Annotated in this window: 22 protein-coding genes and 1 tRNA gene; 7 read left to right on the top strand and 16 right to left on the bottom strand. The window is 61.5% G+C overall.

The features are described 5' to 3' along the window. Positions 1-195: 195 nt before the first annotated feature. Genes ACS5Q1_RS14880 through ACS5Q1_RS14870 form a run of 3 tightly spaced genes read right to left on the bottom strand, consistent with a single transcriptional unit; the run spans position 196 to position 1561 of the window. Positions 196-711, bottom strand: a complete 516-nt coding sequence (locus ACS5Q1_RS14880) for an amino acid permease (protein ID WP_473098923.1) — start codon at positions 709-711, stop codon at positions 196-198. A gap of 8 nt (positions 712-719) precedes the next feature. Beyond that, entirely contained in the window at positions 720-869 is a 150-nt protein-coding gene (locus tag ACS5Q1_RS14875; RefSeq protein ID WP_473098922.1) for a hypothetical protein, read from the bottom strand. Further along, positions 827-1561, bottom strand: coding sequence for an APC family permease (locus ACS5Q1_RS14870; RefSeq protein ID WP_473098921.1), 735 nt, complete (start codon positions 1559-1561; stop codon positions 827-829). Before ACS5Q1_RS14870 ends, ACS5Q1_RS14875 begins: the two co-directional genes overlap by 43 nt. 156 nt (positions 1562-1717) lie before the next feature. Here ACS5Q1_RS14870 and lepA point away from each other — a divergent pair, with 156 nt between their 5' ends. Continuing rightward, on the top strand, positions 1718-3523 hold the full coding sequence (lepA, locus tag ACS5Q1_RS14865; RefSeq protein WP_473098920.1) for a translation elongation factor 4: 1806 nt from the start codon (positions 1718-1720) through the stop codon (positions 3521-3523). Positions 3524-3800: 277 nt separating this feature from the next. Continuing rightward, positions 3801-5036 carry an MFS transporter gene (locus tag ACS5Q1_RS14860; protein WP_473098919.1) on the top strand — a complete coding sequence of 412 codons (1236 nt, stop codon included), beginning with the start codon at positions 3801-3803 and terminating at the stop codon, positions 5034-5036. 45 nt (positions 5037-5081) lie between these two features. On the opposite strand, the gene arsC is transcribed toward ACS5Q1_RS14860, so the two are convergent. From arsC to ACS5Q1_RS14830, 6 genes are all read right to left on the bottom strand, one after another. Then, positions 5082-5507 (bottom strand): arsenate reductase (glutaredoxin), encoded by a 426-nt coding sequence (arsC, locus tag ACS5Q1_RS14855; protein ID WP_473098918.1) that lies wholly within the window; start codon positions 5505-5507, stop codon positions 5082-5084. A gap of 84 nt (positions 5508-5591) precedes the next feature. Next, positions 5592-6212, bottom strand: coding sequence for a hypothetical protein (locus ACS5Q1_RS14850; protein ID WP_473098917.1), 621 nt, complete (start codon positions 6210-6212; stop codon positions 5592-5594). A 408-nt stretch (positions 6213-6620) separates the two neighbouring features. Further along, the gene (locus ACS5Q1_RS14845) at positions 6621-7709 is read right to left on the bottom strand and encodes a TRAP transporter substrate-binding protein (RefSeq protein ID WP_473098916.1); all 1089 of its coding nucleotides are present in this window, start codon (positions 7707-7709) and stop codon (positions 6621-6623) included. A gap of 223 nt (positions 7710-7932) precedes the next feature. Next, entirely contained in the window at positions 7933-8106 is a 174-nt protein-coding gene (locus tag ACS5Q1_RS14840) for a DUF1328 domain-containing protein (RefSeq protein ID WP_203442660.1), read from the bottom strand. A 78-nt stretch (positions 8107-8184) separates the two neighbouring features. Then, positions 8185-9276: an ATP-dependent DNA helicase gene (locus tag ACS5Q1_RS14835; protein ID WP_473098915.1), complete on the bottom strand. Its 1092-nt coding sequence runs from the start codon at positions 9274-9276 to the stop codon at positions 8185-8187. Next, positions 9273-10139, bottom strand: a complete 867-nt coding sequence (locus ACS5Q1_RS14830) for a DMT family transporter (RefSeq protein ID WP_473098914.1) — start codon at positions 10137-10139, stop codon at positions 9273-9275. Before ACS5Q1_RS14830 ends, ACS5Q1_RS14835 begins: the two co-directional genes overlap by 4 nt. A gap of 655 nt (positions 10140-10794) precedes the next feature. Here ACS5Q1_RS14830 and ACS5Q1_RS14825 point away from each other — a divergent pair. After that, complete coding sequence (locus ACS5Q1_RS14825; RefSeq protein ID WP_473098913.1) at positions 10795-11412, top strand: hypothetical protein; 618 nt, start codon at positions 10795-10797, stop codon at positions 11410-11412. A 112-nt stretch (positions 11413-11524) separates the two neighbouring features. On the opposite strand, the gene ACS5Q1_RS14820 is transcribed toward ACS5Q1_RS14825, so the two are convergent. Continuing rightward, positions 11525-11935: a PRC-barrel domain-containing protein gene (locus tag ACS5Q1_RS14820; protein WP_473098929.1), complete on the bottom strand. Its 411-nt coding sequence runs from the start codon at positions 11933-11935 to the stop codon at positions 11525-11527. A gap of 242 nt (positions 11936-12177) precedes the next feature. Here ACS5Q1_RS14820 and ACS5Q1_RS14815 point away from each other — a divergent pair, with 242 nt between their 5' ends. Both ACS5Q1_RS14815 and mepA read left to right on the top strand, forming a co-directional pair. Next, positions 12178-13338 (top strand): SDR family oxidoreductase, encoded by a 1161-nt coding sequence (locus ACS5Q1_RS14815; protein WP_473098912.1) that lies wholly within the window; start codon positions 12178-12180, stop codon positions 13336-13338. Between the two features lie 107 nt (positions 13339-13445). Then, the gene (mepA, locus tag ACS5Q1_RS14810) at positions 13446-14357 is read left to right on the top strand and encodes a penicillin-insensitive murein endopeptidase (RefSeq protein ID WP_473098911.1); all 912 of its coding nucleotides are present in this window, start codon (positions 13446-13448) and stop codon (positions 14355-14357) included. A 70-nt stretch (positions 14358-14427) separates the two neighbouring features. Here the strand turns inward: mepA and msrA are convergent, their stop codons facing one another. Both msrA and ACS5Q1_RS14800 read right to left on the bottom strand, forming a co-directional pair. Further along, the gene (gene msrA, locus ACS5Q1_RS14805; protein ID WP_473098910.1) at positions 14428-15087 is read right to left on the bottom strand and encodes a peptide-methionine (S)-S-oxide reductase MsrA; all 660 of its coding nucleotides are present in this window, start codon (positions 15085-15087) and stop codon (positions 14428-14430) included. Positions 15088-15172: 85 nt separating this feature from the next. Continuing rightward, positions 15173-15493 carry a PetM family of cytochrome b6f complex subunit 7 gene (locus ACS5Q1_RS14800; RefSeq protein WP_203442654.1) on the bottom strand — a complete coding sequence of 107 codons (321 nt, stop codon included), beginning with the start codon at positions 15491-15493 and terminating at the stop codon, positions 15173-15175. 207 nt (positions 15494-15700) lie between these two features. Between ACS5Q1_RS14800 and ACS5Q1_RS14795 the strand changes: the two genes are divergently transcribed. After that, a tRNA-Ser gene (locus ACS5Q1_RS14795) sits at positions 15701-15790 on the top strand. A gap of 467 nt (positions 15791-16257) precedes the next feature. On the opposite strand, the gene ACS5Q1_RS14790 is transcribed toward ACS5Q1_RS14795, so the two are convergent. The 4 genes from ACS5Q1_RS14790 to ACS5Q1_RS14775 form a co-directional block, all read right to left on the bottom strand. Beyond that, positions 16258-17157 (bottom strand): carbohydrate ABC transporter permease, encoded by a 900-nt coding sequence (locus ACS5Q1_RS14790; RefSeq protein WP_203442652.1) that lies wholly within the window; start codon positions 17155-17157, stop codon positions 16258-16260. Beyond that, on the bottom strand, positions 17154-18044 hold the full coding sequence (locus tag ACS5Q1_RS14785; protein WP_473098928.1) for a carbohydrate ABC transporter permease: 891 nt from the start codon (positions 18042-18044) through the stop codon (positions 17154-17156). The genes ACS5Q1_RS14790 and ACS5Q1_RS14785 overlap by 4 nt, the downstream gene beginning before the upstream one ends. A gap of 123 nt (positions 18045-18167) precedes the next feature. Beyond that, the gene (locus ACS5Q1_RS14780) at positions 18168-19487 is read right to left on the bottom strand and encodes an ABC transporter substrate-binding protein (RefSeq protein ID WP_473098909.1); all 1320 of its coding nucleotides are present in this window, start codon (positions 19485-19487) and stop codon (positions 18168-18170) included. Between the two features lie 665 nt (positions 19488-20152). Beyond that, positions 20153-21055, bottom strand: coding sequence for a LysR substrate-binding domain-containing protein (locus ACS5Q1_RS14775; RefSeq protein ID WP_203442649.1), 903 nt, complete (start codon positions 21053-21055; stop codon positions 20153-20155). 116 nt (positions 21056-21171) lie between these two features. Here ACS5Q1_RS14775 and ACS5Q1_RS14770 point away from each other — a divergent pair, with 116 nt between their 5' ends. Further along, positions 21172-21921, top strand: coding sequence for an SDR family NAD(P)-dependent oxidoreductase (locus tag ACS5Q1_RS14770; protein ID WP_473098908.1), 750 nt, complete (start codon positions 21172-21174; stop codon positions 21919-21921). The last annotated feature ends 31 nt before the right edge of the window (positions 21922-21952 follow it).

Below are 21952 nucleotides of genomic sequence, written 5' to 3'. Positions count from 1 at the left end.
AGCATCGAAGTCAGAGCGGAGTGGGATCGGCATGGCAACCCTCCTTGGCTCACCAAGTTGAATCACACCCACCGCAATCCTGGAAATCACGAACGAGTCAGACCTTCAGGGACCTGGTATTAGACGATGACGATGCGGAATGAAGCGGGAGCACGGTTAAAATTAAGGGATAGTTAACAGTAGAAGCCTGGCAAGCTAAGCCACGCGCCGTTTCGTCTTAGGCCGGTACAGCGCATAGAGTAGGAAAATCCCGGCAAGCAGCGCTCCTGCAATGGCTGGCGCGCGCCAGTCGCCGGTCACCACCCGCACGATCACGAGAGCCGCGCAGACGAAACTGCCGAGAAGCGGCAGGATCAGCGGGATCTCGAAACGCCCGCGCAGTTCCCCCTCCCGGTTCTTCAGCAGCACCAGCGCTCCGTTCATGAGCGCGAAGACCAGGAGCAGCAGGAGCACGGTCGCGGCGGCCAACTGGCCGATGGTTCCGATCAGAGCGAGCGGCGTCACGATCACGAACATGGCAAGGATCGCCAGATGCGGCGTGCGCCTTGCGGCATGGACACGGCCAAGCCAGGAAGGCAACAGGCCCTGATGGGACATGCCATAGGCCAGCCGTGACGCGGTTACGTAATTCACGAGAGCCGTATTGGCGACGGCAAACAGCGTAATCGCTCCATAGACGACGGGCGGCAGCCAGGGGGCGGCCTTTTCCATCACGGCCGTCAGAGGCCGGGCGCCGCCGCGAGTTCCCGCCAGGGCAGCACGGAAACCGCCGTGATTGCCACCGCCACGTAGGTCACCGCCGCCATGGCCATGGCGGCGATCAACCCTATGGGAACGGTGCGCTGCGGCTCGCGGCACTCCTCGGCCACGTTGAGGGTATCCTCGAAGCCGAGGAAGGAGAAAAAGTGAGCACCGCGCCCTGGAGCACGAGGAGCATCATCACATCGCTCGCGCCCTCGCCCGGCGGTGGCGTCTCCAGAAGATCGACGCTGCCCCAATAGCTGATTCCCACCGCCACCACGAGCAGAAGGCCGCCTGCCTCGATGCAGGTGCACAGCACGTTGACCCACATGGATTCGCGGATGCCGCGCAGCACCAGTCCTGTCAGGAGCAGCAGGAAGCCAAGCGCCAGGAGAACAGCCGTCTGGTTGCTGCTTCCGGTCAGCGAGGCGAGATTGGCGGCAAAAACCCGGGACTGGGTGGCAACGGAAGTGAGTGAGGAGCAGGCCACGGCCAACCCGACCACGAATCCGATGAGCGGCGAGCGATAGGCTCGCTCCGCGATATAGGCCGCACCGCCGGCTCTCGGATAGCGCGAGCCGAGAGACGCATAGGTGAAAGCGGTCAGGAGCGCCGCCACCAGCGCCACCAGAAAGGCGAGCCAAACCGCATTCCCCACCTGCCCGGCCGCCTGCCCGATCAGGCCGTAGACCCCGGAGCCCCGCATGCTGCCGAGCCCATAGAGCGCCATTTGGGCCGGACCGATGGAGCGGTGAAGCTCGGGGCGTCCCGTCGCGCCAAGGTTGTCCGCGCCTTCGGTAATGACTGGAGTTCCGGCCATGGCGGCGTCCCGGATTGTTGTCCTCACTAGAGGAAGGATAGGGCACGAGGGACGGATGACGACGGAAATCCCATGCCGGAACGCGACACTGGCCTCCCTTGGCTTTGAGGGGCCACCCTGCTATTTCGGCCTGAACATTCTTATATCTGCAGAATTATGACCGCTCGCACCTTCGACAACATCCGCAATTTCTCCATCGTGGCCCATATCGACCACGGCAAGTCGACGCTGGCCGACCGCCTGATCCAGACCACGGGGGCACTCTCGGCCCGCGAGATGACGGAGCAGGTGCTCGACAACATGGATATCGAGCGCGAGCGTGGCATCACCATCAAGGCGCAGACCGTGCGCCTGGAATACAAGGCGCAGGACGGCAAGACCTACATCCTGAACCTGATGGACACCCCCGGCCACGTGGACTTCGCCTACGAGGTCTCGCGCTCGCTCGCCGCCTGCGAGGGCTCGCTGCTGGTGGTCGACGCCTCGCAAGGCGTCGAGGCGCAGACGCTGGCCAACGTCTACCAGGCCATCGACGCCAACCACGAGATCGTGCCCGTTCTCAACAAGATCGACCTGCCCGCCGCCGATCCGGACCGGATCAAGGAGCAGATCGAGGAGGTGATCGGCATCGACGCCTCTGACGCCGTGCCGATCTCGGCCAAGACCGGCCTCAACATCGAGGGCGTGCTGGAAGCCATCGTCCAGAAGCTGCCGCCGCCGAAGGGCGATCCGGATGCGCCGCTCAAAGCTCTCCTCGTCGATTCCTGGTACGACGCCTATCTCGGCGTGGTCGTGCTCGTGCGCATCGTCGACGGCACGATGAAGAAGGGCCAGACCATCAAGATGATGGGCACGAACGCGTCCTACTCTCTCGACCGCGTCGGCGTGTTCTCGCCGAAGATGACCGAACTGGCGCAGCTCGGCCCCGGCGAGGTCGGCTTCTTCACCGCCTCGATCAAGGAAGTGGCCGATACCCGCGTTGGCGACACCATCACCGACGAGCGCAAACCCACGGCTGAAGCGCTTCCGGGCTTCAAGCCCGTGCAGCCGGTGGTGTTCTGCGGCCTGTTCCCCGTCGATGCCGCCGAGTTCGAGAATCTGCGCGCCGCCATGGGTAAGCTGCGCCTCAATGACGCAAGCTTCTCCTATGAGATGGAGACCTCTGCCGCGCTCGGCTTTGGCTTCCGCTGTGGCTTCCTCGGCCTCCTGCATCTCGAAATCATCCAGGAGCGCCTGGAGCGCGAGTTCAACCTCGACCTCATCTCGACCGCGCCTTCGGTGGTGTATCATCTGAAGCTGCGCGACGGCTCGACCATCGAGCTGCACAACCCGGCCGACATGCCGGACGTGATGAAGATCGAAAGCATCGAGGAGCCGTGGATCCGCGCCACCATCCTCACGCCCGACGATTATCTCGGCTCTGTCCTCAAGCTGTGCCAGGAGCGCCGCGGCATCCAGATCGACCTGAACTATGTCGGCAAGCGCGCCATGGTGGTCTACGACCTGCCGCTCAACGAGGTGGTGTTCGATTTCTACGACCGCCTGAAGTCGATTTCGAAGGGCTATGCCTCGTTCGACTACCACATCTCCGACTATCGCGAGGGCGACCTCGTGAAGATGTCGGTTCTGGTCAACGGCGAGCCGGTGGACGCGCTCTCCATGCTGGTCCATCGCGACCGCGCGGAAGGCCGCGGCCGCGCCATGTGCGAGAAACTCAAAGAGCTGATCCCACCGCACATGTTCCAGATTCCGGTCCAGGCTGCCATCGGCGGCAAGATCATCGCCCGCGAGACCATCCGGGCGCTCCGCAAGGACGTGACCGCCAAGTGCTACGGCGGCGACGCCTCGCGCAAGCGCAAGCTGCTCGACAAGCAGAAGGAAGGCAAGAAGCGGATGCGCCAGTTCGGCAAGGTCGACATCCCGCAGGAAGCCTTCATCGCCGCGCTGAAGATGGATTCCTAAAGGAAAAGACCATCGCGGCTTTCGCTGCAAAATGTGACAGGCCCAGCTCCACATCGAGCTGGGCCTTTCTTTTGTCGTTTGCACTGCAACACCGAGTTCTGGAACCTGCCCTCCCTCCCAGAGTTCAACCCAGGCACGGGGCTTTGGTCTGACGACTAGTCATATGCTGGAGTACGGGATCTTCGGATGCCGGGCTTCGGCATGCCCATATCGTCCAGACCGAACCTCTCGCCAACCGCATCTCCGAACTACAGGATCTCGCATCACAGGGGAGCCCATGTCTTCGTCCCTGCGGGCCACGCTGCCGACCCTCTTTGCACTTCTTCTCGGCTATGCCCTCATGCAGATCGGCAATACTCTGCAGGGCACGCTGCTCAGCGTGCGCGGGAGCATCGAGCAGTTCACGCCGACGCAGATCGGGGCCGTGGGCGCGGCCTTCTGGGTCGGCATCGTCGTCGGCTCGCTTGGAGCCGGCCGTGTGATCCAGCAGGTGGGCCATACGCGGACCTTTGCGGCGCTGGCCGCAATCGCCGCCTCGACCGCCCTGCTGCATCTGCTCGCGATCAGCCCGGCCGTCTGGATCGTCGCGCGCGCGGTGACCGGCTTCTGCTTTGCCGGCTTGTTCATCGTTGTCGAAAGCTGGCTCAACGCCTCCGTCAATGCACAGACACGCGGGCAGATTCTCAGCGTGTATGGGATGACCGGCTTGATCGCCGGGATCGGCGGGCAGATGCTCCTGCCCGCAGGCGATCCGCACGGCTATCGATTGTTCTGCTTCGTCGCCATCCTCATTTCGCTGGCTCTCGTGCCCACGGCCCTGTCGCGGGCGACCGCACCGGCTCATGCGGTCAGCGACACCAGGATCAACCTGATCCAGCTCTACCGGCAATCACCCTTCGGCGTGGTGGCTGCGGTTCTGTGCGGCATCACCACGAGTTCGTTCTTCGCGCTCGGCCCGATCTGGGCACAGGAGCGCGGGCTGGACACGACGGAGATCGCCATCTTCATGGCCTGCGGCACGCTGGGCGGCTTCGCCACCACCTATCCTCTCGGCTGGCTCTCGGACCGCATGGACCGGCGCCACGTGATCATCGGCGCCTCGGGCATGGCGGCGGCGATCCTGTTTGTGCTCATTCACTTCGTACCGGCGATAGGACCTGTATGGCTGCTTTTCATCTATGTCGCCGTGTTCGGCGGCAGCGTGATCCCCACCTACAGCATCGTCACGGCGCATGTGAACGACATGGTGAAGCCCGGCGAGTTCGTGGCCGCTGCCGGCGGTCTGCTGATCCTGCAAGGCGTGGGCGCAGCGATCGGGCCGGTGATCTCAGGCATGATGATGACGGAGTTCGGACGGCTAGGCCTTCTCTATGTCGTCATCGTCGCCCAGGCTCTCATGGCGATCTGGGGCGCCTATCGCAGCCTGCAGCGCGCCGCTCCTCCGCAGGAGGAAAAGGAGAGCTTCGTCCCGGAGCCTGTCGTTCCCGTCGGAACGCAGCTGGAGGCGCCATGAGCGCCGCCGGCTGAGCGGCGGCGCAATCACTCGTTCCCTGGAAGTCTATGCCAAACCGATGCGGCGTCCGGTGGCATCGATCACCGGCTCACCGTCTTCCTTGACGAATTCGCCCTGCTGCGGCGGCAGGATGTCGATCACCGTCTCGGACGGACGGCACAGGCGCACTCCCTTGGGCGTGACCACGATGGGGCGGTTGATCAGGACCGGGTGTGCCATCATCGCATCGAGCAGCTGATCGTCGCTTAAGGAGGGATCATCAAGCCCGAGTTCCGCATAGGGCGTTCCCTTTTCGCGGATCACATCGCGGACGCTCAATCCCATCCGCTCGATCAGCTGGCGCAGGAGCAGGCGCGTCGGCGGCGTCTGCACATATTCGACGATGTGCGGCTCGATCCCGGCATTGCGGATCAGCCCCAAGGTGTTGCGGGAGGTCCCGCATTGCGGGTTGTGGTAGATGATCACGTCCATGACTTATCCTGACAATCGAAGGCCCGCTTCGGACATGCCATTGTGCATCAAGGATGGCCAGCGGCGAATGTCCCTCACGAAAGGTCAGCTCTGGCAGGCCACCCTACCCTGCACCTTCAATCGCACCAGCAGGTGCTGCGCAAGAGCATCGTAGGCTTCCCGCGTCGCGACACCGGAGAGGGACAATTCGAGCACCCATTCGCTCGAGAGCGGCACAATCACGGTCTCGATCGTCATGGCATGCGAGGCCGATGGCAGGTTGGCATCGATCCAGGTGGCGGACCAGCGCATCGCTCCGGCATCGGAAGATAGGGACACCGATTGCGCGGGACGCCCGAGGAGCTCTTCGTAATCTCGCTGCAGAACAGCGGCATCGCGCGCCGCGAGATCGGATTGCGGCATGTCGCGAAGCTCCTCGGCCGAGCGAAGATCGATTGTGAGATCCGCATTTGAGACAACGGCCTTCAGGCCCGTGTCCGCGAGGTGCCACTCGTCCGGCAATGAGAAAGAGAAGCAGAGATCCGGCGCGGCCTTGCCGGAGACCCGAGTCCGATGCGTGGTGGAATCGAAATGTGCCTGAATCGGCTCGTGACCGCCGACCCGGTCGAGCGGATCGTTCGCGGCCTGCGCCACGGGAGCAACGGCAAGCCCTGCAAGAATGGCTAGCCTGCCCGACCATGCTCCCCACGATCTTATGCTGTGCACCGGACCCTCCAGGGGGAACGAACCTTCTTATTCATAGCAACGCGCATCAACTGCACCGGTTGCCTCGAAACTGCAACGCTCTCGAGCTGCCCCGATGGGCCCTACCTCGCCCAGAGTCGGAATGAACCAAGAAAGATCTGACATGGCTTCTGCACAGTCCCGCCGGTGTGCGGGCCTCGACCGCCAATTATCCTCAGGGTCACGGCTGGGCGCGCGGTAGCGATTGGGAGCCCAGCTCACCGAACTTCGAGGCCATTCGAGCCTGGAACAAGTCGCAGGTCTATGCGCGCGCAATCGCCGACTGCACCTCGAAGCTCGCCGGCGGCGAGACATCGACGGCGTGCCGGTAACACAAGAAAAAGGCGGGCCGAAGCCCGCCTTTCTCGCCTGTGATCAGCCGCCCTGTGATCAGCCGCGGGCGCGGGCGCGGATCATGAAGGTGTCGTAGGCATATTCGGCCACCTGGAACCAGAGATATTCCTCGCCGCGGAACGCCTTGTAGCTGTCATAGATCTTCTTGAACTCGACATTCTTGGCCGAGATCTCATCGTAGACCTCGTTGGCGGCTTTGTAGGCCGCTTCCATGATCTCCTGCGAGAAGGGCCGCAACTGCGCGCCGTTGCCGATCAGGCTGCGCAAAGCTGCCGGATTCTTGGCATCGTACTTGGCCTGCGTGTCCACGTTCACATAACCTGCCGCGCCCTGAATGGTGGCCTGATAGGTCTTCGGCAACTCATTCCATTTCTGCAGGTTGATGTAGAGGTGAATGGCAGGACCGCCCTCCCAGAAGCCCGGGTAGTAATAATAGGGCGCGACCTTGTTGAGTCCGAGCTTCTCGTCGTCATAGGGCGCGACCCATTCCGCAGCGTCGATGGTGCCGCGCTCAAGCGACGGGTAGAGATCGCCGCCCGCGATCTGCTGCGGCACGACGCCGAGCTTGCCCATGATCTGACCGGCAAGACCCGCGATGCGCATCTTGAGACCCTGGAGGTCCTGAACGGTCTTGATCTCCTTGCGGAACCAGCCGCCCATCTGCACGCCGGTATTGCCCGCGGGCAGAGCATAGATGTTGTGCTTGGCGTAGAACTCGTTCAGCAGGGCATTGCCGTTACCCTGATAGAGCCAGGCATTCATCTGACGGGAATTGAGGCCGAAGGGCAGCGTGGTGCCGATGGCGAAGGTCGGGTCCTTGCCCACGTAGTAGTAGGAGCAGGTATGGCCCATCTCCACCGTTCCGGAGCCGATGGCATCGAGCGCCTGAGGCGCACCGACGATCTCGCCGGGCGCAAAGGTCTGGATCTGGAACTTGCCGTCGGTGGCCTCGGAGACCAGCTTAGCGAAGGTCTCACCGCCGCCGAACAACGTATCGAGAGATTTCGGGAAAGCCGAGGTCAGGCGCCAGCGAACCTCGGGGTTCGACTGGGCGATGGCGGGAGCGGCAACCGCGGTGGAGGCTGCGCCGATGGTGGCGGCCTGGAGGAATGCACGACGTTTCATGGGCGTCCCTTTCATTCGTTTACGTTTCAAGGCGCGCACGAGACAGAAAGTTTCACCGCGACGCGCTCAAACGAAAAGTTGAAGCGTCCCTATAGCGGGCCATGCGGAAGAAGGCAGATCCACGGGAGCAAGGACTTCATGCATTCAGCGCATGCGTAAGCCGGTCCAGAGACAAAGCTCGGGACCGGCTTCTGATCGACGTGAAGATACAGGAACAGGCTCGTCAGAAGATCAGCTCGCCGGCCCCCCAGGCGAGGAGGATCAGGAGAATGAAGGCGAGGAGGAAAAGGCCGAACAGGATCTTGGCGATGGTCTTGGCGCCGGAAGCTATGCCCGTGAAACCCAGAGCACCGGCGACCAGCGACACGACAAGAAAGATCAGAGCCCATTTCAGCATATCAGCACCTTTGACGTCATAAAGCTCAGCTGCAGGGATTAAGCGCTCAAGCTTGATCCGGTTCCGGAGCGCCGGAGCTCAGATCACCACAGTGACCTTTTCGGCCGCCCGCGTCAGAGCCGTGTAGAGCCAGCGGCTGCGATGCTCGCGGAAGGCATAGGACTCGTCGAAGAGCACGAGGTCATCCCATTGCGAGCCCTGTGCCTTGTGCACGGTGAGCGCATAGCCATAGGTGAACTCGTTGGACTCCTTGCGCAGCACGAACGGCACCTCCTCCTCCGTTCCCTCGAAGAAGGCCTTGTGCACCGCGACCTCCACCGACCTTCGGCGGGCATCGTCGTCGGGCAGCACATCCATGCGGATGAAATCGTTGCGGATGCCGCGCAGTGCCTGGATGGTCCAGGTGCCGCCGTTGAGCAGTCCCTTGGTCTTGTCGTTGCGCAGGCAGACGAGCTTCTCGCCGGCCGCCGGCATGGGATCGCGGTAGCCGTTCAATTCGCGCAGTCGCGAGTTGTAGAGACGCCGGGTCTTGTTCAATCCGACCAGCACCTGATCGGCTGCCATGACGGCGGCTGCGTCGATCTCGCGGCGGCGGATGATGCGGCTCTCGCCATAGGTCCCCGGCTCCAGCCGCCCGCCCTCCCGGACCTGCATCGAGAGGTGAATGATGGGATTATCCTTGGCTTGACGATGCACTTCCGTGAGCATCACGTCGGGCTCGCCTTCCGTGAAAAAGCCGCCGCCCTTGACCGGCGGCAATTGCGCCGGATCGCCGAGCACGAGAACGGGCCGCCCGAAGGACAGGAGATCGCGTCCCAATTCCTCGTCGACCATGGAGCATTCGTCGATGACGATGAGGTCGGCCTTGGAGGCCGGACTCTGGCGGTTGAGCACGAATTGCGGGCCGTTCTCATCCGACTCCCGCGAGCGGTAGATCATCGAATGAATCGTCGAGGCATCGGTGCAGCCCTTGGTGCGCAAAACGAGCGCGGCCTTCCCGGTATAGGCGCCGAACGCCACCTCGCCATCCACGTTCTCGGCGATGTGCTTGGCGAGCGTCGTCTTGCCCGTGCCGGCATAGCCGAAAAGCCGGAACACCGGACGGTCACCGCGGCGGAGCCAGTCGGCGACGGCTTTGAGGGCAGCGTCCTGTTGCGGCGACCAGGTCATGCGGATTTCGCCTCGCGATGCAGGGAGTAGAGAAGACCGACGATGATGATGCCGCTGCCGAGGAAGACGTAAGGATCGAGCGCCTCGCCATAGAATTGCCAGCCGACGAAGGCGATCAGCGGGATGCGCATGAAGTCCAACGGCACAACCATGGTGGCGTCTCCCCGGCGATACGCATTGGTCAGGCAGTAATGCGAGAGAAGACCGCCGACGCTGATGCCGATGAGGGCCAGGGCATGAGGCGGTTGGACCTGGAGCCAGAAGGCCCGGCTCACGCCTGCGAGGTTCATGGGAAGCTGCAGCAGATTCATGAAGAACAGGATCGAGAAGGTGCTTTCCGTCATCGTCAACCGCTTGGTCATGATCGCCACGAGGGCGAAGCTGAAAGCGACGCCGAGCATCAGGAAACTGGCCGGCTGCAAGGTTTCCAGCCCCGGACGCAGGATCACGAGAATGCCGATGAAGCCAAGCACGATGGCGACCAGACGCCCTCTCGTCATCCGCTCTTTGAGCAGCGGAATCGCGAGCAGCGCGACCCAGGCCGGCGTGGTGAACTCAAGCGCGAAAACGGTTGCGAGCGGCAGAAGCGTGAGGCCGAAAGCCCACCCGTCCGTGCCGAGAAAATGAAGGACGTTGCGCGCGAGATGCAGCGGGAAGCGGCGCGGCTTCAACCCGGGCCGCAGGTTCGGTTTGAGGAGCGCAAGGACAAGCATGATCAGGACTCCGGCGGCGTTGCGAACGGCCAGCATCTCGAAGATCGAGAAGGTGGGCGCAAGCGCGCGTACCGCGATCGCCGTTGCGGAGAAGGAGACGAGTGCGCCGCTCATCCAGAGGACGACGGCGAGGATGCTGCGATGGGGCACGGCGGTCCAACCGATGTGAGGGTCTTCTCGCTTAGAGCATCGGACCCAAAAGTGGAATCCACTTTTGGGTCCGATGCTCCTGCAGCGACCAGGACGCACATGAGGGATGAACCCAAGAGCGAGACTCGGATGAGGCTCCGATCACTCCCTCATGCACGAGTCGCGGATCGTGATTCTCGACTCGTCGGGCGACTCGCAGACCGATTTTCGACTCCGATCGACAAATTTTTTTGGGTCTCACGCGCGAGGAGTTTGGAGCGCGAAAAAACCGCCTTCACCCCTCTCCAAGTGAAGAGGATTTCGGTTGCGATGTTGAACGAACTCGAACACGTCCGAATACTCAACAGACGTTTAACGTCTTCTTTACGAACACCCTAAGCCATTGTCATAAAAGACTATTTTTGCGCCATCGCACGAGTGCATCATGATGAAGAGCGATGCCGATGCAACTGAAGAAGAGACTCTAACCGCCTCATCTTGAACCCGATATTGAGTCTTAGATCTGCAAGTGCAGAGAGACTTGCCGAGCAACATATCCACAGAAAAAGTGGGCGTTCTACTGTCTACACTTTCCGATATTCGGAACCCCCTTGGTATAACGACGTTGCCTTGCAAGCGTGACGGTTGCACGCGAAGGCCCTTGAAGGAGGCGGCAATGCCGACAGATACCAAGAACCCGCTGACGATGCTGTTCACGGGTGACACCGGTGCGACCAGCACCAAGAAGAAGCCCGCAAAGAAGAGCAGCGCTCGCCGCAGCTCGACCAGCACCGCGAAGAAGGCTGGCGCGAAGAAGACCGCCGCCAAGAAGACGGCAGCGAAGTCGGCCTCCCGGTCGGCCACGAAGTCTTCGGCCAAGTCCGGCGCGAAGAAGGCCACTGCCCGCAAGGCAGTCGCCAAGAAGACCACCGCCAAGAAGACCACTGCTAAGAAGACAGCTGCGAAAAAGACCACGGCTCGTTCGTCGGCCAAGTCCGCAGCTAAGAAGACCACTGCCCGCAAGGCAGTCGCCAAGAAGACGGTTGCTCGCAAGACTTCGGCCAAGTCGGCCGCCAAGAAGTCCTCGGCCCGTTCGACGGCTCGCAAGTCTGCCGCTCGCAGCTCCAGCCGCACCGCGGTGAAGTCGGCCTCGAAGGCGCGCAGCGCCGCCAAGTCGACCACGAAGCGCGCAGCTGCCGCTTCGAGCCGTACCTCTGCCACGAAGAAGTCGGCAAAGGTCGCCAAGCGGACCTCGAGCGCTCGCAAGAGCCCCTCGAAGTCGCGCAAGCGCTAAGACGCGCATGCTGCAAGCGCCGGAATAGGGCCTTCCCTATCGTCCGGCGCCTGCGCATAAAAATCGCCCGGCGAAAGCCGGGCGATTTTGTTGTGTAGGATGGCTGACCGGACTACCGGCCTGTGCTCATCGGATCGCTTGCCCCCCAATAGGGCGTGGCGTTGTAGTACCGGTGAACGTGCTCTTCCCATTCCCGATCATAGGACGCGTCATGCCCTTCCGCGCTGCGGCGGGGCGCTCCGCGCAGCTGATCCTCCGAGAGGTTCAGCTCATAGGCATCGAGCTCGGTATTGTACTTCAGGACGCCCCAGGGAAGCGTGTAGTATTCCTCGCCGAGCCCCATGAAGCCGCCGAAGCTCATCACCGCATAGGCGACCTTGCCGGATCGCTTCTCGATCATCACGCGCTCGATCGTCCCGATCTTCTCGCCGTCCGTGCGGCGCACCGGCGTTCCTTCCACCTTGTCACTGGCTATGAGGCTGTGAGTTTCGCGAACGTCGCTGCTTTGTGCCGTCGTCTGCATCATTTCGCTCCCTTCAGTGTGAGATCCTAGGGCAACGCTCGGGTTGAAAAGCAGGTTCCGGTTCCGAACCGGAAGCCTCAAGCATCGGATCGATCCCAAAAGCGGGACCATTTTTTTGCACGATGTACCCGATTTCCGACGCTCTTACCGGCTTCCTCGCACCAAGCGCTGCCGTAGGAACCCCCTTCCCGACCTCACGTTGATCCACGTTTATGAAACGTGAGGATACGGAGGAGGAAGCCATGGCGGTTCGTCAGAAGCCAGTCCAGGATCAGGTCGTCGTCATCACCGGCGCATCCAGCGGCATCGGACTTGCGACGGCTCACCTGTTCACTGAGCGCGGCGCCAGGGGTCTCGTCCTGGTCGCCCGCAACGAGGACGCCTTGCACAAGATCGCGGATGAGCTCAGCCATGGATCGACACAGGCCATTGCAGTGGCCGCGGATGTGAGCAAGCGCGAGGATCTGGAGCGGGTGGCGCGCACGGCCATCGAGACCTTCGGCGGCTTCGATACCTGGGTGAACGACGCCGCAGTGGCTCTCTATGGCAACCTCACGGACATCCCGCTGGAGGATCAGCGGCAGCTTTTCGACGTGAACTACTGGGGCGTCGTCAACGGCTCGATGATCGCGGCGGACCATTTACGCCATCGCGGCGGCACCATCGTCAATGTCGGCAGCGTCCTGTCCGAGCGGACCATGATCCTGCAGACCCAGTACTCGGCCTCCAAGCACGCGGTGAAGGCCTTCACGGATGGCCTGCGCATGGAGCTGGCAAACCAGGACGCACCGATCTCGGTCACGCTCATCAAGCCGTCGTCCATCGACACGCCTTACGTCGAACATGCCCGCAACTACCTCGACCATGAGACGACCGTTCCGCCGCCGACTTATGATCCGCATCTGGTCGGCAAGGCGATCGTGTTTGCGGCCGAGCATCACCGCCGCGAGATCACCATCGGATTCGGCGGCTGGGCCATCGGCGCCATGGGCAAGGTCGCGCCCCACCTCGTCGACAAAGCCATGGAATGGACCGGCTATAGCTCGCAGATGACGGATCACCCCGAGCGCCCCGGAATGCGCGACAATCTCTATCAGGCCCGCGAGGACGGAGACATGTATTCGTCCCTTCCCCACGAGCCGCGCAAGACGAGCCTGCTGCTTGAGGCACAGATCCACCCCTTCGTGACGGCGGCTGTGCTGGCCGGAGTCGCAGCGGGCATCGCAGCCCTGTTCCTGCCGCCTCTTGCAACAGGTCGGCGCCAGAAGCGGCTCAAGCGGCCGACCCCGCGCTACCAGCCTGCCATGCGCCGGATCGGAAACGGACACGACAAGCGCACCTTCGGGCCAGGCCACATGAGCCAGCGCCGTCTTAATGACGGCCGCCCGCAGCCGAGACATTGATCCCTCTTATAGGCCGGATCTCACGATCCGGCCGCTTCTTCAAAGAGCGACAAGATGGCAGTGCGCTGTCCGTTTCGGAGTTCCGAGATGCGCGATAGCCTTGCCGTATGAATCCGATTCGCTCCCTCGCCATCACCCTTGCTCTTCTCGTCAGCGGCTCCGCCGTCGCTCAGGACAAGGGCACGCTCGACCCAAAGCCGCTGCCGCCGCTCGCCAACCCCGGCGATCCGAGGCTTGCCGCGAAGGAGCTCTTCGGGCGGCGCGCCAAGCCGGCCGATCTTCGTTCGCGATCCATCGGCAGCTATGCCCGGGGTTGCGTTGCGGGCGCGGCGGCGATCCCGGTCGATGGCGACAATTGGCAGGTCATGCGCCTGTCCCGCAACCGCAACTGGGGCCACCCGCAGATGATCGGCTTCCTGCAGCGGTTCGCCACCCGGCTTCCGAGCATCAATGGATGGCCGGGCCTTCTCGTCGGCGATATCTCGCAGCCGCGCGGCGGACCGATGATCACGGGCCATGCCTCGCACCAGATCGGACTCGACGCCGATATCTGGCTCACTTCCATGCCCAACCGTCGCCTCTCACGGGCCGAGCGGGAGGAGATGTCGGCCACCAACATGGTGCGCAGCGACTTGCTCGATATCGACCCGAAGGTCTGGACGCCGCAGCACACCGCGCTCATCCGCGCCGCCGCATCGGAAAGAAGCGTGGCCCGGGTCTTCGTGAATCCGGCCATCAAGCGGGCGCTCTGCCGCGAGGCGGGCGCGGACCGGAACTGGCTGACCAAGGTGCGGCCGATATGGGGCCACAATTACCATTTCCATATCCGCCTCGCCTGCCCTGCGGGCGAATCAGGCTGCTCCGATCAGGATCCGCCGCCGAGCGGTGACGGCTGCGGCGCGGAGCTGAATGCGTGGTTCACGCCCCAGATGCTGCATCCGAAGCCCGGCAAGCCCCGCCCGCCGCTGACCATGGCGCAATTGCCCAATGAGTGCCGCAGCGTTCTCGAAGCGCCGTGAGGCAGGCTTAAAAGCGAAAACGGCCGCATCCCGCAGGACGCAGCCGTTCTCAGTTAAAGAGAAGCTCTGTTTATTCGGCAGCCACGCCGACGCCGATCTGGCACGACACGCCGGTGCCGCCCAGACCGCAATAGCCGTTTGGGTTCTTGGCCAGATATTGCTGGTGGTAATCCTCAGCGAAGTAGAACGGCCCGGCATCGAGAATCTCGGTCGTGATCGGCCCATAGCCCTTGGCGGCCAGCGCCTCGCCGTAAGCCGCTTTGGACGCCTCTGAGGCCTTCCTCTGCGCCTTGTTGAACACGTAGATCCCGGAGCGGTACTGGGTGCCCACATCGTTGCCCTGACGCATGCCCTGGGTAGGGTCGTGGTTTTCCCAGAAGGTCTTCAGCAGGGTCTCATAGGAGATCACTTTCGGATCGTAGGCCACCAGTACGACCTCGTTCTGCCCAGTCAGACCGGAGCATACCTCCTCGTAGGTCGGGTTCGGCGTGGTACCGGCGGCATAGCCCGCAGCGGTGATCCAGATGCCGTCGCCCAACTGCCAGAACTTGCGCTCCGCGCCCCAGAAGCAGCCGAGGCCGAAAACGGCCTTTTCCATGCCCTCGGGATAAGGCGGCTGGAGCAGGTGATTATTGATGAAATGCCGCTCTGCCGTCGGGATCGGACTGGTCCGGCCGGGCAGAGCCTCGGCGGCATTCGGCAGGTCGAGTCGTTCGCGGAAGCTGAACATGGAGGTCCTTTGCGTGACCTCGCTGATGTAGGCGCTGCCTCGCCCCTGCGGGAGAGCCCCTTTACGTCACCTTCCCGTGAAAGCTCTAGCGGCCCGCGAGATATCCGATCGGCTCAAGCGGCTTCTGTCCCAGCCACATCAGCAGGGCGCCGAGCAGGAAGCCCGTGACCGAAGCGGGCATCTGGAGGACATAGGTGGCGATGGGATCCCACAGCCAGGGATAACCACGCTGCGCGATGCTGCCTTCGAGCCCGGCCATTCCATTTGGGAAAAGAATTCCGCCTACTTTTCCGATGGAAGCGAACGATACAGCATTATTGACGATGGACCGCGTCCCATCGATCACCAACCCAATAAAGCCTGCCGCGATCAGCAGCAGGCCGAGGCTACGCGCTAGAAACTTCAAGGGAGATACCTCTATGAACAGAGAGGAAAATATGTAGTGCGTTTTGTCGCAATGGCAAAGGCGATTCAGGCTAAATTGACTCAAGTTCGGTCTTGCCTTTTGCCCTGATTTAGCGATACACGGGCGCTCCGCAGAGTTGTGCGGAGGACCTGACTGGCCCGTGTCGAACGGCAAGTGCAAGGTTCTGGAGCCTGACAGGCTCACGCTGGAGGGGTGGCCGAGTGGTTGAAGGCGCACGCCTGGAAAGTGTGTATACGGGAAACCGTATCGCGGGTTCGAATCCCGCTCCCTCCGCCATTATCTAAGCCACTGAATTTGCAGCTGTTTTCTCTTGATGACCGCTGCTCTCAAGTGCGGAGCACTTTTGCCAATTTTGAGGCAGCGTTTCTCGAAGGAACGCTCTTTAGGCATCCAAGAAGCCTCCATGATCCTAGATATGCCCTCGCTCAGTCCTGAAGCCTCCCGGTCCAGCTAAGGCATGACGGACGGGAAGGTTTGTCCTGCTTTCTTACTCTCTCCACTGCGCAACCGAGCTTTGAGGGCATCAAGAATATAATAGCCCTAGACTTGCAGGAGCCGTTGGCGAAACCTCCGATCCGGTCTCCCCTGTTGCCCCCGGAAGCTGAGCCCGGAGCATCCTCAATGACCGCCTTGAATTCGATTGGGGAGGTTCGGCCAAGGTCCGGGATGTATTGGGAGGAGACGTTGCTCCCCCGGGATTAATAGGGCAGCCGCCGCTATGTCAGGCGGCGGTTTGGTCTCATCTATTCCTTCACCGCACCGGTCATTGAAGACACATAATAGTCAACGAAGAACGAGTAGAGCAGCACGACCGGCAGCGATCCCAGAAGTGCACCCGCCATGAGCGCCCCCCATTCGTAGACGTCGCCACGGACGAGCTCGGTCAGAACGCCTACCGGCACTGTCTTGTTCTCGGACGACTGGATGAAGGTGAGCGCGTAGATGAATTCGTTCCAGGAAAGGGTGAAGGCGAAAATGCCCGCCGAGATCAGGCCTGGTACCGCGAGCGGCAGCATGATCCTCGTCAGAATCTGCCAGCGTGACGCCCCATCGACGAGGGCGCACTCCTCCAGTTCATACGGAATCGAACGGAAATAGCCCATCAGCAGCCAAGTGCAGAAGGGAATGAGGAAGGTCGGATAGGTGAAGATCAAGGCGAGCTTCGAGTCGTAGATCCCGAACTTGAAGATCATGACCGCCAGCGGAATGAAGAGAATCGACGGCGGCACCAGATACGCCAGAAAGATCGCCAAACCTGTCCAGCGGGACCCCGGAAAACGGATACGCTCGATGGCGTAAGCACCAAACACCGATGCTGCGAGAGACAGGAGGGTGGAGCCTATCGCCACGACCATCGTGTTGACGAGCCAGCCGGGATAAGAGGTCTCGAACAGGAGATAGCGAATGTTCTCCAATGTCGGGTTTGACGGCCAGAAGGGGTTGTAGTCACGAAAGTTGTTGAGCTCCGCATTTGGTTTAAGAGCTGTGATCGACATCCAATAGAAGGGAAAGAGAAGGACGAACACGAAGACCGCCAGTGGCAGATACACCGTGAACAATCTTTGCGGCGTGCGGTTGAGATAGCTCATCCCGACGCTGTCGTCGGCGACGGCAGGGTCGACAGGTCTGGCACCAGAGGTCATGTGTCGGTTCCTCCCTGCTGCCAGCGGCGGCGCTGCAGCCCGAAATAGCTGAAGAGAATGGCGGCGAGAAGGAAGGGCACCATCGCGACGGCAATCGCCGCGCCTTCACCCAACTGGCCGCCAGGAATGGCTCTTTGGAAACTCAAGGTCGCCATGAGATGAGTGGCATTGAGCGGCCCGCCTCGTGTCAGCACGTAGATGAGCTGGAAGTCGGTAAAGGTGAACAGCACCGAGAAAGTCATCACCACGGCGATCAGCGGCGAGAGCATGGGCAGCGTAATATGGCGGAAGCGCTGCCAGGATGTCGCTCCATCAAGGGTCGCTGCTTCATGAAGCGAGGGCGAGATTGTCTGAAGGCCGGCCAGCAGGGTAATCGCCACGAAAGGAATGCCGCGCCACACATTGGTGAGGATCACGGTCGCACGGGCATTGTTCGGATCGCCCAGGAAGTTGATGGGCGAACTGATCCATCCGAGCTTCATGAGCGCCCATGAGATGATCGAAAACTGGGCATCGTAGATCCACCAGAAGGCGATAGCCGAAAGCACCGTCGGCACGACCCAGGGCAACAAAACGATGGCGCGGATGAAGGCCTTGAACGGCAGATGCTCGTTGAGAAGAAGTGCAAGCCACAAGCCTAGCGCGAATTTCAGAATCGAGGCCACCACGGTGTAGAGAATGGTGTTGAAGACCGAGAGCCAAAAAATGCTGTCGTCCCAAAGGAGCTGATAGTTTTCCAGCCCGACGAAGACACCGGAGCGGCCAATGCGCGTGTCGGTGAAGCCGAGCCAGACGCCAAGGCCCAGCGGATAGGAGAGAAAGACCAAAAGGAACAGCGCTGCCGGCAGCATGAAAAGCAGGCCGAGAAAGCCTTTGCTCTGCAGCAGGGGCGTCCGTGTCGGCGCGGCTGTCGCGCCTGCACGGGAAAGGGCGGCATCGACCATAAGGCGTCTCCGGCATTCTCGGAAAAGGAAAAGGGGCGGCACTCTCGCGCCGCCCTTTCAGGCTCGTCAGACGCGATAGTAACGATTGGCTCGCTGCTCCGCGCGCTTGGCTGCTTCCTCGGGCGTGCGCTGTCCCGTGGCAGCCTCGGCCACCATGTCGACCGTGACATAATCCGCCATCGTTGCGGCCGATGCGTAACCCAGCGGACCGGCATAGCCGTTGGGCCGCAACGTCGCGGAGGCGCGTTTGTAGGGCTCGTGCACGGGGTCGGAGGTCCAGACCGGATTGTCGATCAGGCCCTTCAAGGGCGGACAGCAATAGGCGCTCGAAGCGGTGATCCAAGCATCCATCTGCGGCTTGTCGAGCATGTACTGCAGATAGGCACGGGCCGCGTTCGGGAACTTCGTGTATTTGAAGATCACCGCCGAGGTGGTCTGGTGCAGTTCGACGGGCTGACCGACGGGACCGGTTGGCATCACCGTCGAACGAATGTCCTTCGCGATCTCGGCCATCTTTGGATCATTCTTCGCCGAATAGTAGAGGGATACTCCGTTCGCCGTCACCGAGATGTCTCCCGACAGGAAAACCCGGTTGTTGTTGATATCGAGCCAGCTTTCGGTGCCCGGGATGAAGGTTTGATAGAGCTCGCGCGCATATTGCAGAGCCTTGATCGTCTCAGGCGAGTTGATGACAACCTTGCCGCTCTCGTCGACCATCCGGCCGCCATGGCTCCAGATGATCCAGTGCGCAAAGTTGTTGCCGTCGCCCACCGCCTTGCCCAGTGCGAAGCCCGCCGGCTTGCTCTTGGCCTTCATAGCCTTGCACATCTCCAGGAACTCGTCGGACTTCTCGGGGAATTTCGACCAGCCGGCCTGCTGCAGCATGCTCTCGCGATAGAGAATGCCGTTGCCGATGGCCGCCAACGGCAGAGCGATGAATTTGTCACCCTGCTTGGCATAGGATTCCGGCCCCGGAAAGTAGCCTCCGTACTTGCTGGCGAAGCTGCTCGCGATATCGGTAACATCGAGAAGCTTGTCCGGATACTGGAACGGATCGTCGAACCAGACGAGCATGACGTCAGGGCCGGAACCGACATTGGCCGCGACAGCCGCCTTGGGGCGAATGTCCTCCCAGCTTTCCTTGTCGACGCGCACGTCGACACCGGTCGCTTCGGTAAATTTCTTCGTATTGGCGAGCCAGGAATCCTCGTCGCCCTTCACGAAAGGCGTCCACCGCAGCACGCGTAAGCTGGCTCCCTGCTCTGGCTTGTATTGCGGGGCAGCGCCCTGCGCGAAGGCCGGCCCGGCATTCAGAAACTGGGCTCCCGCCGCGCCGGCGGCAAGGCCAGCAGTCCCAAGAAGCAGATCACGTCTCGATAAGGTCATCAGTTGCTTCCTCCGTAATCCGGGATCTCTGATGGATGCGTGGTTTCCCCGGTTTAACCACGCATTTGAAGTCGGTTGATCCTTAGCTCTGTCCTCCATTCGACGGGATGGCCGAAAGCCGGATCGAGCACGATGAAAATGAGCTCGCTAAACCGTACTTCCGCAGCAGTCCGGAACGCACAGGTGCTTCCCTCACCCGCCTTGGCACTGACTTGGCGCTCGAAACAGAGAGCCCGACCAAGGTGGCAAATTCGCCGACCCGGATCTTAGCGGAGCTCATGAGCATTTTGCTCTGATTTGGCTGGACGATGACGTTTGTGCAGGATGCGTTGTGTCGGGATGAGTTCGTCCAGATCGGTGACAGACGCACCGAGCGTCCAAGTCACGCGCTCGCGTTGAAGCATACGCTTCCTCCCTGCCCCTGACCATTCCTATCGCCAATCTGATGCTGGCTTGCGGTGTTATGTGCCTAAAATATTCTAGGAAGAACTGCTCCATATCAAGCGGTGAAGTCGACAGCTTTCACAGTCAGTCAAGAACCCGGCACATAGGTCAACAAAACTGACCATTCCGAGAGCATTTCTGTTGGTTTCCTCTGCCCCCTGCTCCGGTTCAAATGCTGTCTCTTGCTCATTTCGGCGATACCCATTTCCGAAAGCAGCGGCTCAGATCCTACCGAAGGGGAGCTGAGCGTCGATCTCGAGTTCGGCCAGAAGCCACTCGGCAAAAGCTCTTAGAGGGCGACGTTGCCGAACGTAGCGGGGGAAAACCAGATTATGCCCGACATATCGAACCGAGTTGGATTTCTGGTCCAACGGCATCACCAATCGGCCTGATGCGAGTTCCCTTTCTGCCAAGCGCGTGGACTCCAAGGCGACACCGAGGCCTTCCGCGGCCGCCGCAATGGCCAGAAAGCTGCGATCGAACCGGCTCCCGTTTGGAGACGGTCCGGTAAGTCCATTGGCAGTGAACCAATCCGCCCATTGGATCTGCTTGCTGTCGGTCTGGATCAAGACATGATCGAACAGATCTGCCGGCGTGGCGATCGTTGACGCGAGTTCGGGCGCACATAGGGGCGTAATCGTCTCCTCACCGAGAGGCACGACGATCAATCCTTCCATACGTGGCGCGCCATAGACGATGTCTGCATCGAACTCGTCCGAACTGAACCGCGTATAATCAGTGCCCGCGGCAAGACGGACATCCATGCCCGGATAACGTTTCAAAAAATCGGCAAGGCGAGGCGTCAGCCATTGCGCTGCGAAGCTCGGCGCCGAGTGCAGGCGCAGCAGCAGAGGACCGCGGGTAGAGATAACCTCCATGCCGCGCCGCAATTCATCGAAGGCCCGACTGACATGGCGCATCAGTGCCTCGCCCTCGTAGCTCAATCGCACATTGCGCGTGTCACGGTCGAAAAGTGGGATTCCGAGGACCTGCTCAAGCTTCCGGATCGCATGGCTGACCGCGCTCGGCGTGAGGTTGAGTTCCACGGAGGCCGCGCGGAAGGATCCGGTCCGGCCAGCGGCTTCAAAGATCCGGAGAAAGGAGAGCGGCACCTGTTGAAGCATCGGATTAGTGAATCAGATTCAACAGAGGGTGTAAACAGCGCGTTTGTCCAAAGACTCCAGCTGGAAAATACTTTCTCCAATAAAACCAAGAGCGACAACTTCTGCTGGAGGAAACGATGCTTCTCGAAGGCAAGACGGCCGTCATTTCCGGCGCGGCGAGCCCACGCGGAATAGGCCTTGCGACTGCCCGTCTCTTTGCGGCCCATGGCGCCAGGATCGCCATTCTCGATCTCGACGAGGGCGGCGCGAGGGATGCCGCCGCCTCCTTTGGGTCCGCTCACATAGGCATCGGCTGCAACGTCACGGATGCCAATGCGTGTCGGCATGCGGCAGAGACTGCCATCGCGGCTTTCGGGCATGTGGACATCCTGCTCAACAACGCCGGCATCACCCAGCCCGTGAAAACGATGGAGATCGACGAGGCGAGCTGGCACCGCATCCTCGATGTCAACCTCACGGGCGTTCTTTACCTGAGCCAGGCTTTCGTTCCGCATATGCGCTCGCGCCGCAAGGGTTCGATTGCCTGTATGTCTTCCGTTTCGGCGCAGCGGGGCGGCGGAATTTTCGGCGGCCCGCACTACTCCGCCGCCAAGGCTGGCGTTCTCGGTCTTGCAAAGGCCATGGCACGGGAGCTCGGGCCCGATGGCATCCGGGTCAATTGCATCACGCCCGGTTTAATCCAGACGGACATCACCGGCGGCAAGCTCACCGACGAGATGCGCCAGGACATCCTGAAAGGCATTCCGCTGAACCGTCTCGGCAATGCCGAGGACGTCGCAGGCGCCTACCTGTTCCTCGCCTCGGATCTGTCCGCCTACATCACCGGCGCCGTGATCGATGTGAATGGCGGAATGCTGATCCATTGATCGGCGACATGGGGCGCCAATCCGTTCGCGC

The organism is Microvirga sp. GN3 (genome assembly GCF_055792825.1).
The sequence above is the reverse complement of the archived record's forward strand: the minus strand, read 5'-3'. Positions and strand labels throughout refer to the sequence as shown.

Bases quoted from the DNA above. Each gene is read 5' to 3' on its own strand.
- ACS5Q1_RS14820 (WP_473098929.1), bottom strand. From the start codon at position 11,935: ATGCAGACGACGGCACAAAGCAGCGACGTTCGCGAAACTCACAGCCTC.
- ACS5Q1_RS14775 (WP_203442649.1), bottom strand. From the start codon at position 21,055: ATGCTTCAACAGGTGCCGCTCTCCTTTCTCCGGATCTTTGAAGCCGCT.
- ACS5Q1_RS14825 (WP_473098913.1), top strand. From the start codon at position 10,795: ATGCCGACAGATACCAAGAACCCGCTGACGATGCTGTTCACGGGTGAC.
- ACS5Q1_RS14780 (WP_473098909.1), bottom strand. From the start codon at position 19,487: ATGACCTTATCGAGACGTGATCTGCTTCTTGGGACTGCTGGCCTTGCC.
- ACS5Q1_RS14770 (WP_473098908.1), top strand. From the start codon at position 21,172: ATGCTTCTCGAAGGCAAGACGGCCGTCATTTCCGGCGCGGCGAGCCCA.
- ACS5Q1_RS14815 (WP_473098912.1), top strand. From the start codon at position 12,178: ATGGCGGTTCGTCAGAAGCCAGTCCAGGATCAGGTCGTCGTCATCACC.
- ACS5Q1_RS14870 (WP_473098921.1), bottom strand. From the start codon at position 1,561: ATGGCCGGAACTCCAGTCATTACCGAAGGCGCGGACAACCTTGGCGCG.
- mepA (WP_473098911.1), top strand. From the start codon at position 13,446: ATGAATCCGATTCGCTCCCTCGCCATCACCCTTGCTCTTCTCGTCAGC.
- ACS5Q1_RS14790 (WP_203442652.1), bottom strand. From the start codon at position 17,157: ATGACCTCTGGTGCCAGACCTGTCGACCCTGCCGTCGCCGACGACAGC.
- msrA (WP_473098910.1), bottom strand. From the start codon at position 15,087: ATGTTCAGCTTCCGCGAACGACTCGACCTGCCGAATGCCGCCGAGGCT.
- ACS5Q1_RS14845 (WP_473098916.1), bottom strand. From the start codon at position 7,709: ATGAAACGTCGTGCATTCCTCCAGGCCGCCACCATCGGCGCAGCCTCC.
- ACS5Q1_RS14835 (WP_473098915.1), bottom strand. From the start codon at position 9,276: ATGACCTGGTCGCCGCAACAGGACGCTGCCCTCAAAGCCGTCGCCGAC.
- ACS5Q1_RS14880 (WP_473098923.1), bottom strand. From the start codon at position 711: ATGGAAAAGGCCGCCCCCTGGCTGCCGCCCGTCGTCTATGGAGCGATT.
- lepA (WP_473098920.1), top strand. From the start codon at position 1,718: ATGACCGCTCGCACCTTCGACAACATCCGCAATTTCTCCATCGTGGCC.
- arsC (WP_473098918.1), bottom strand. From the start codon at position 5,507: ATGGACGTGATCATCTACCACAACCCGCAATGCGGGACCTCCCGCAAC.
- ACS5Q1_RS14840 (WP_203442660.1), bottom strand. From the start codon at position 8,106: ATGCTGAAATGGGCTCTGATCTTTCTTGTCGTGTCGCTGGTCGCCGGT.
- ACS5Q1_RS14860 (WP_473098919.1), top strand. From the start codon at position 3,801: ATGTCTTCGTCCCTGCGGGCCACGCTGCCGACCCTCTTTGCACTTCTT.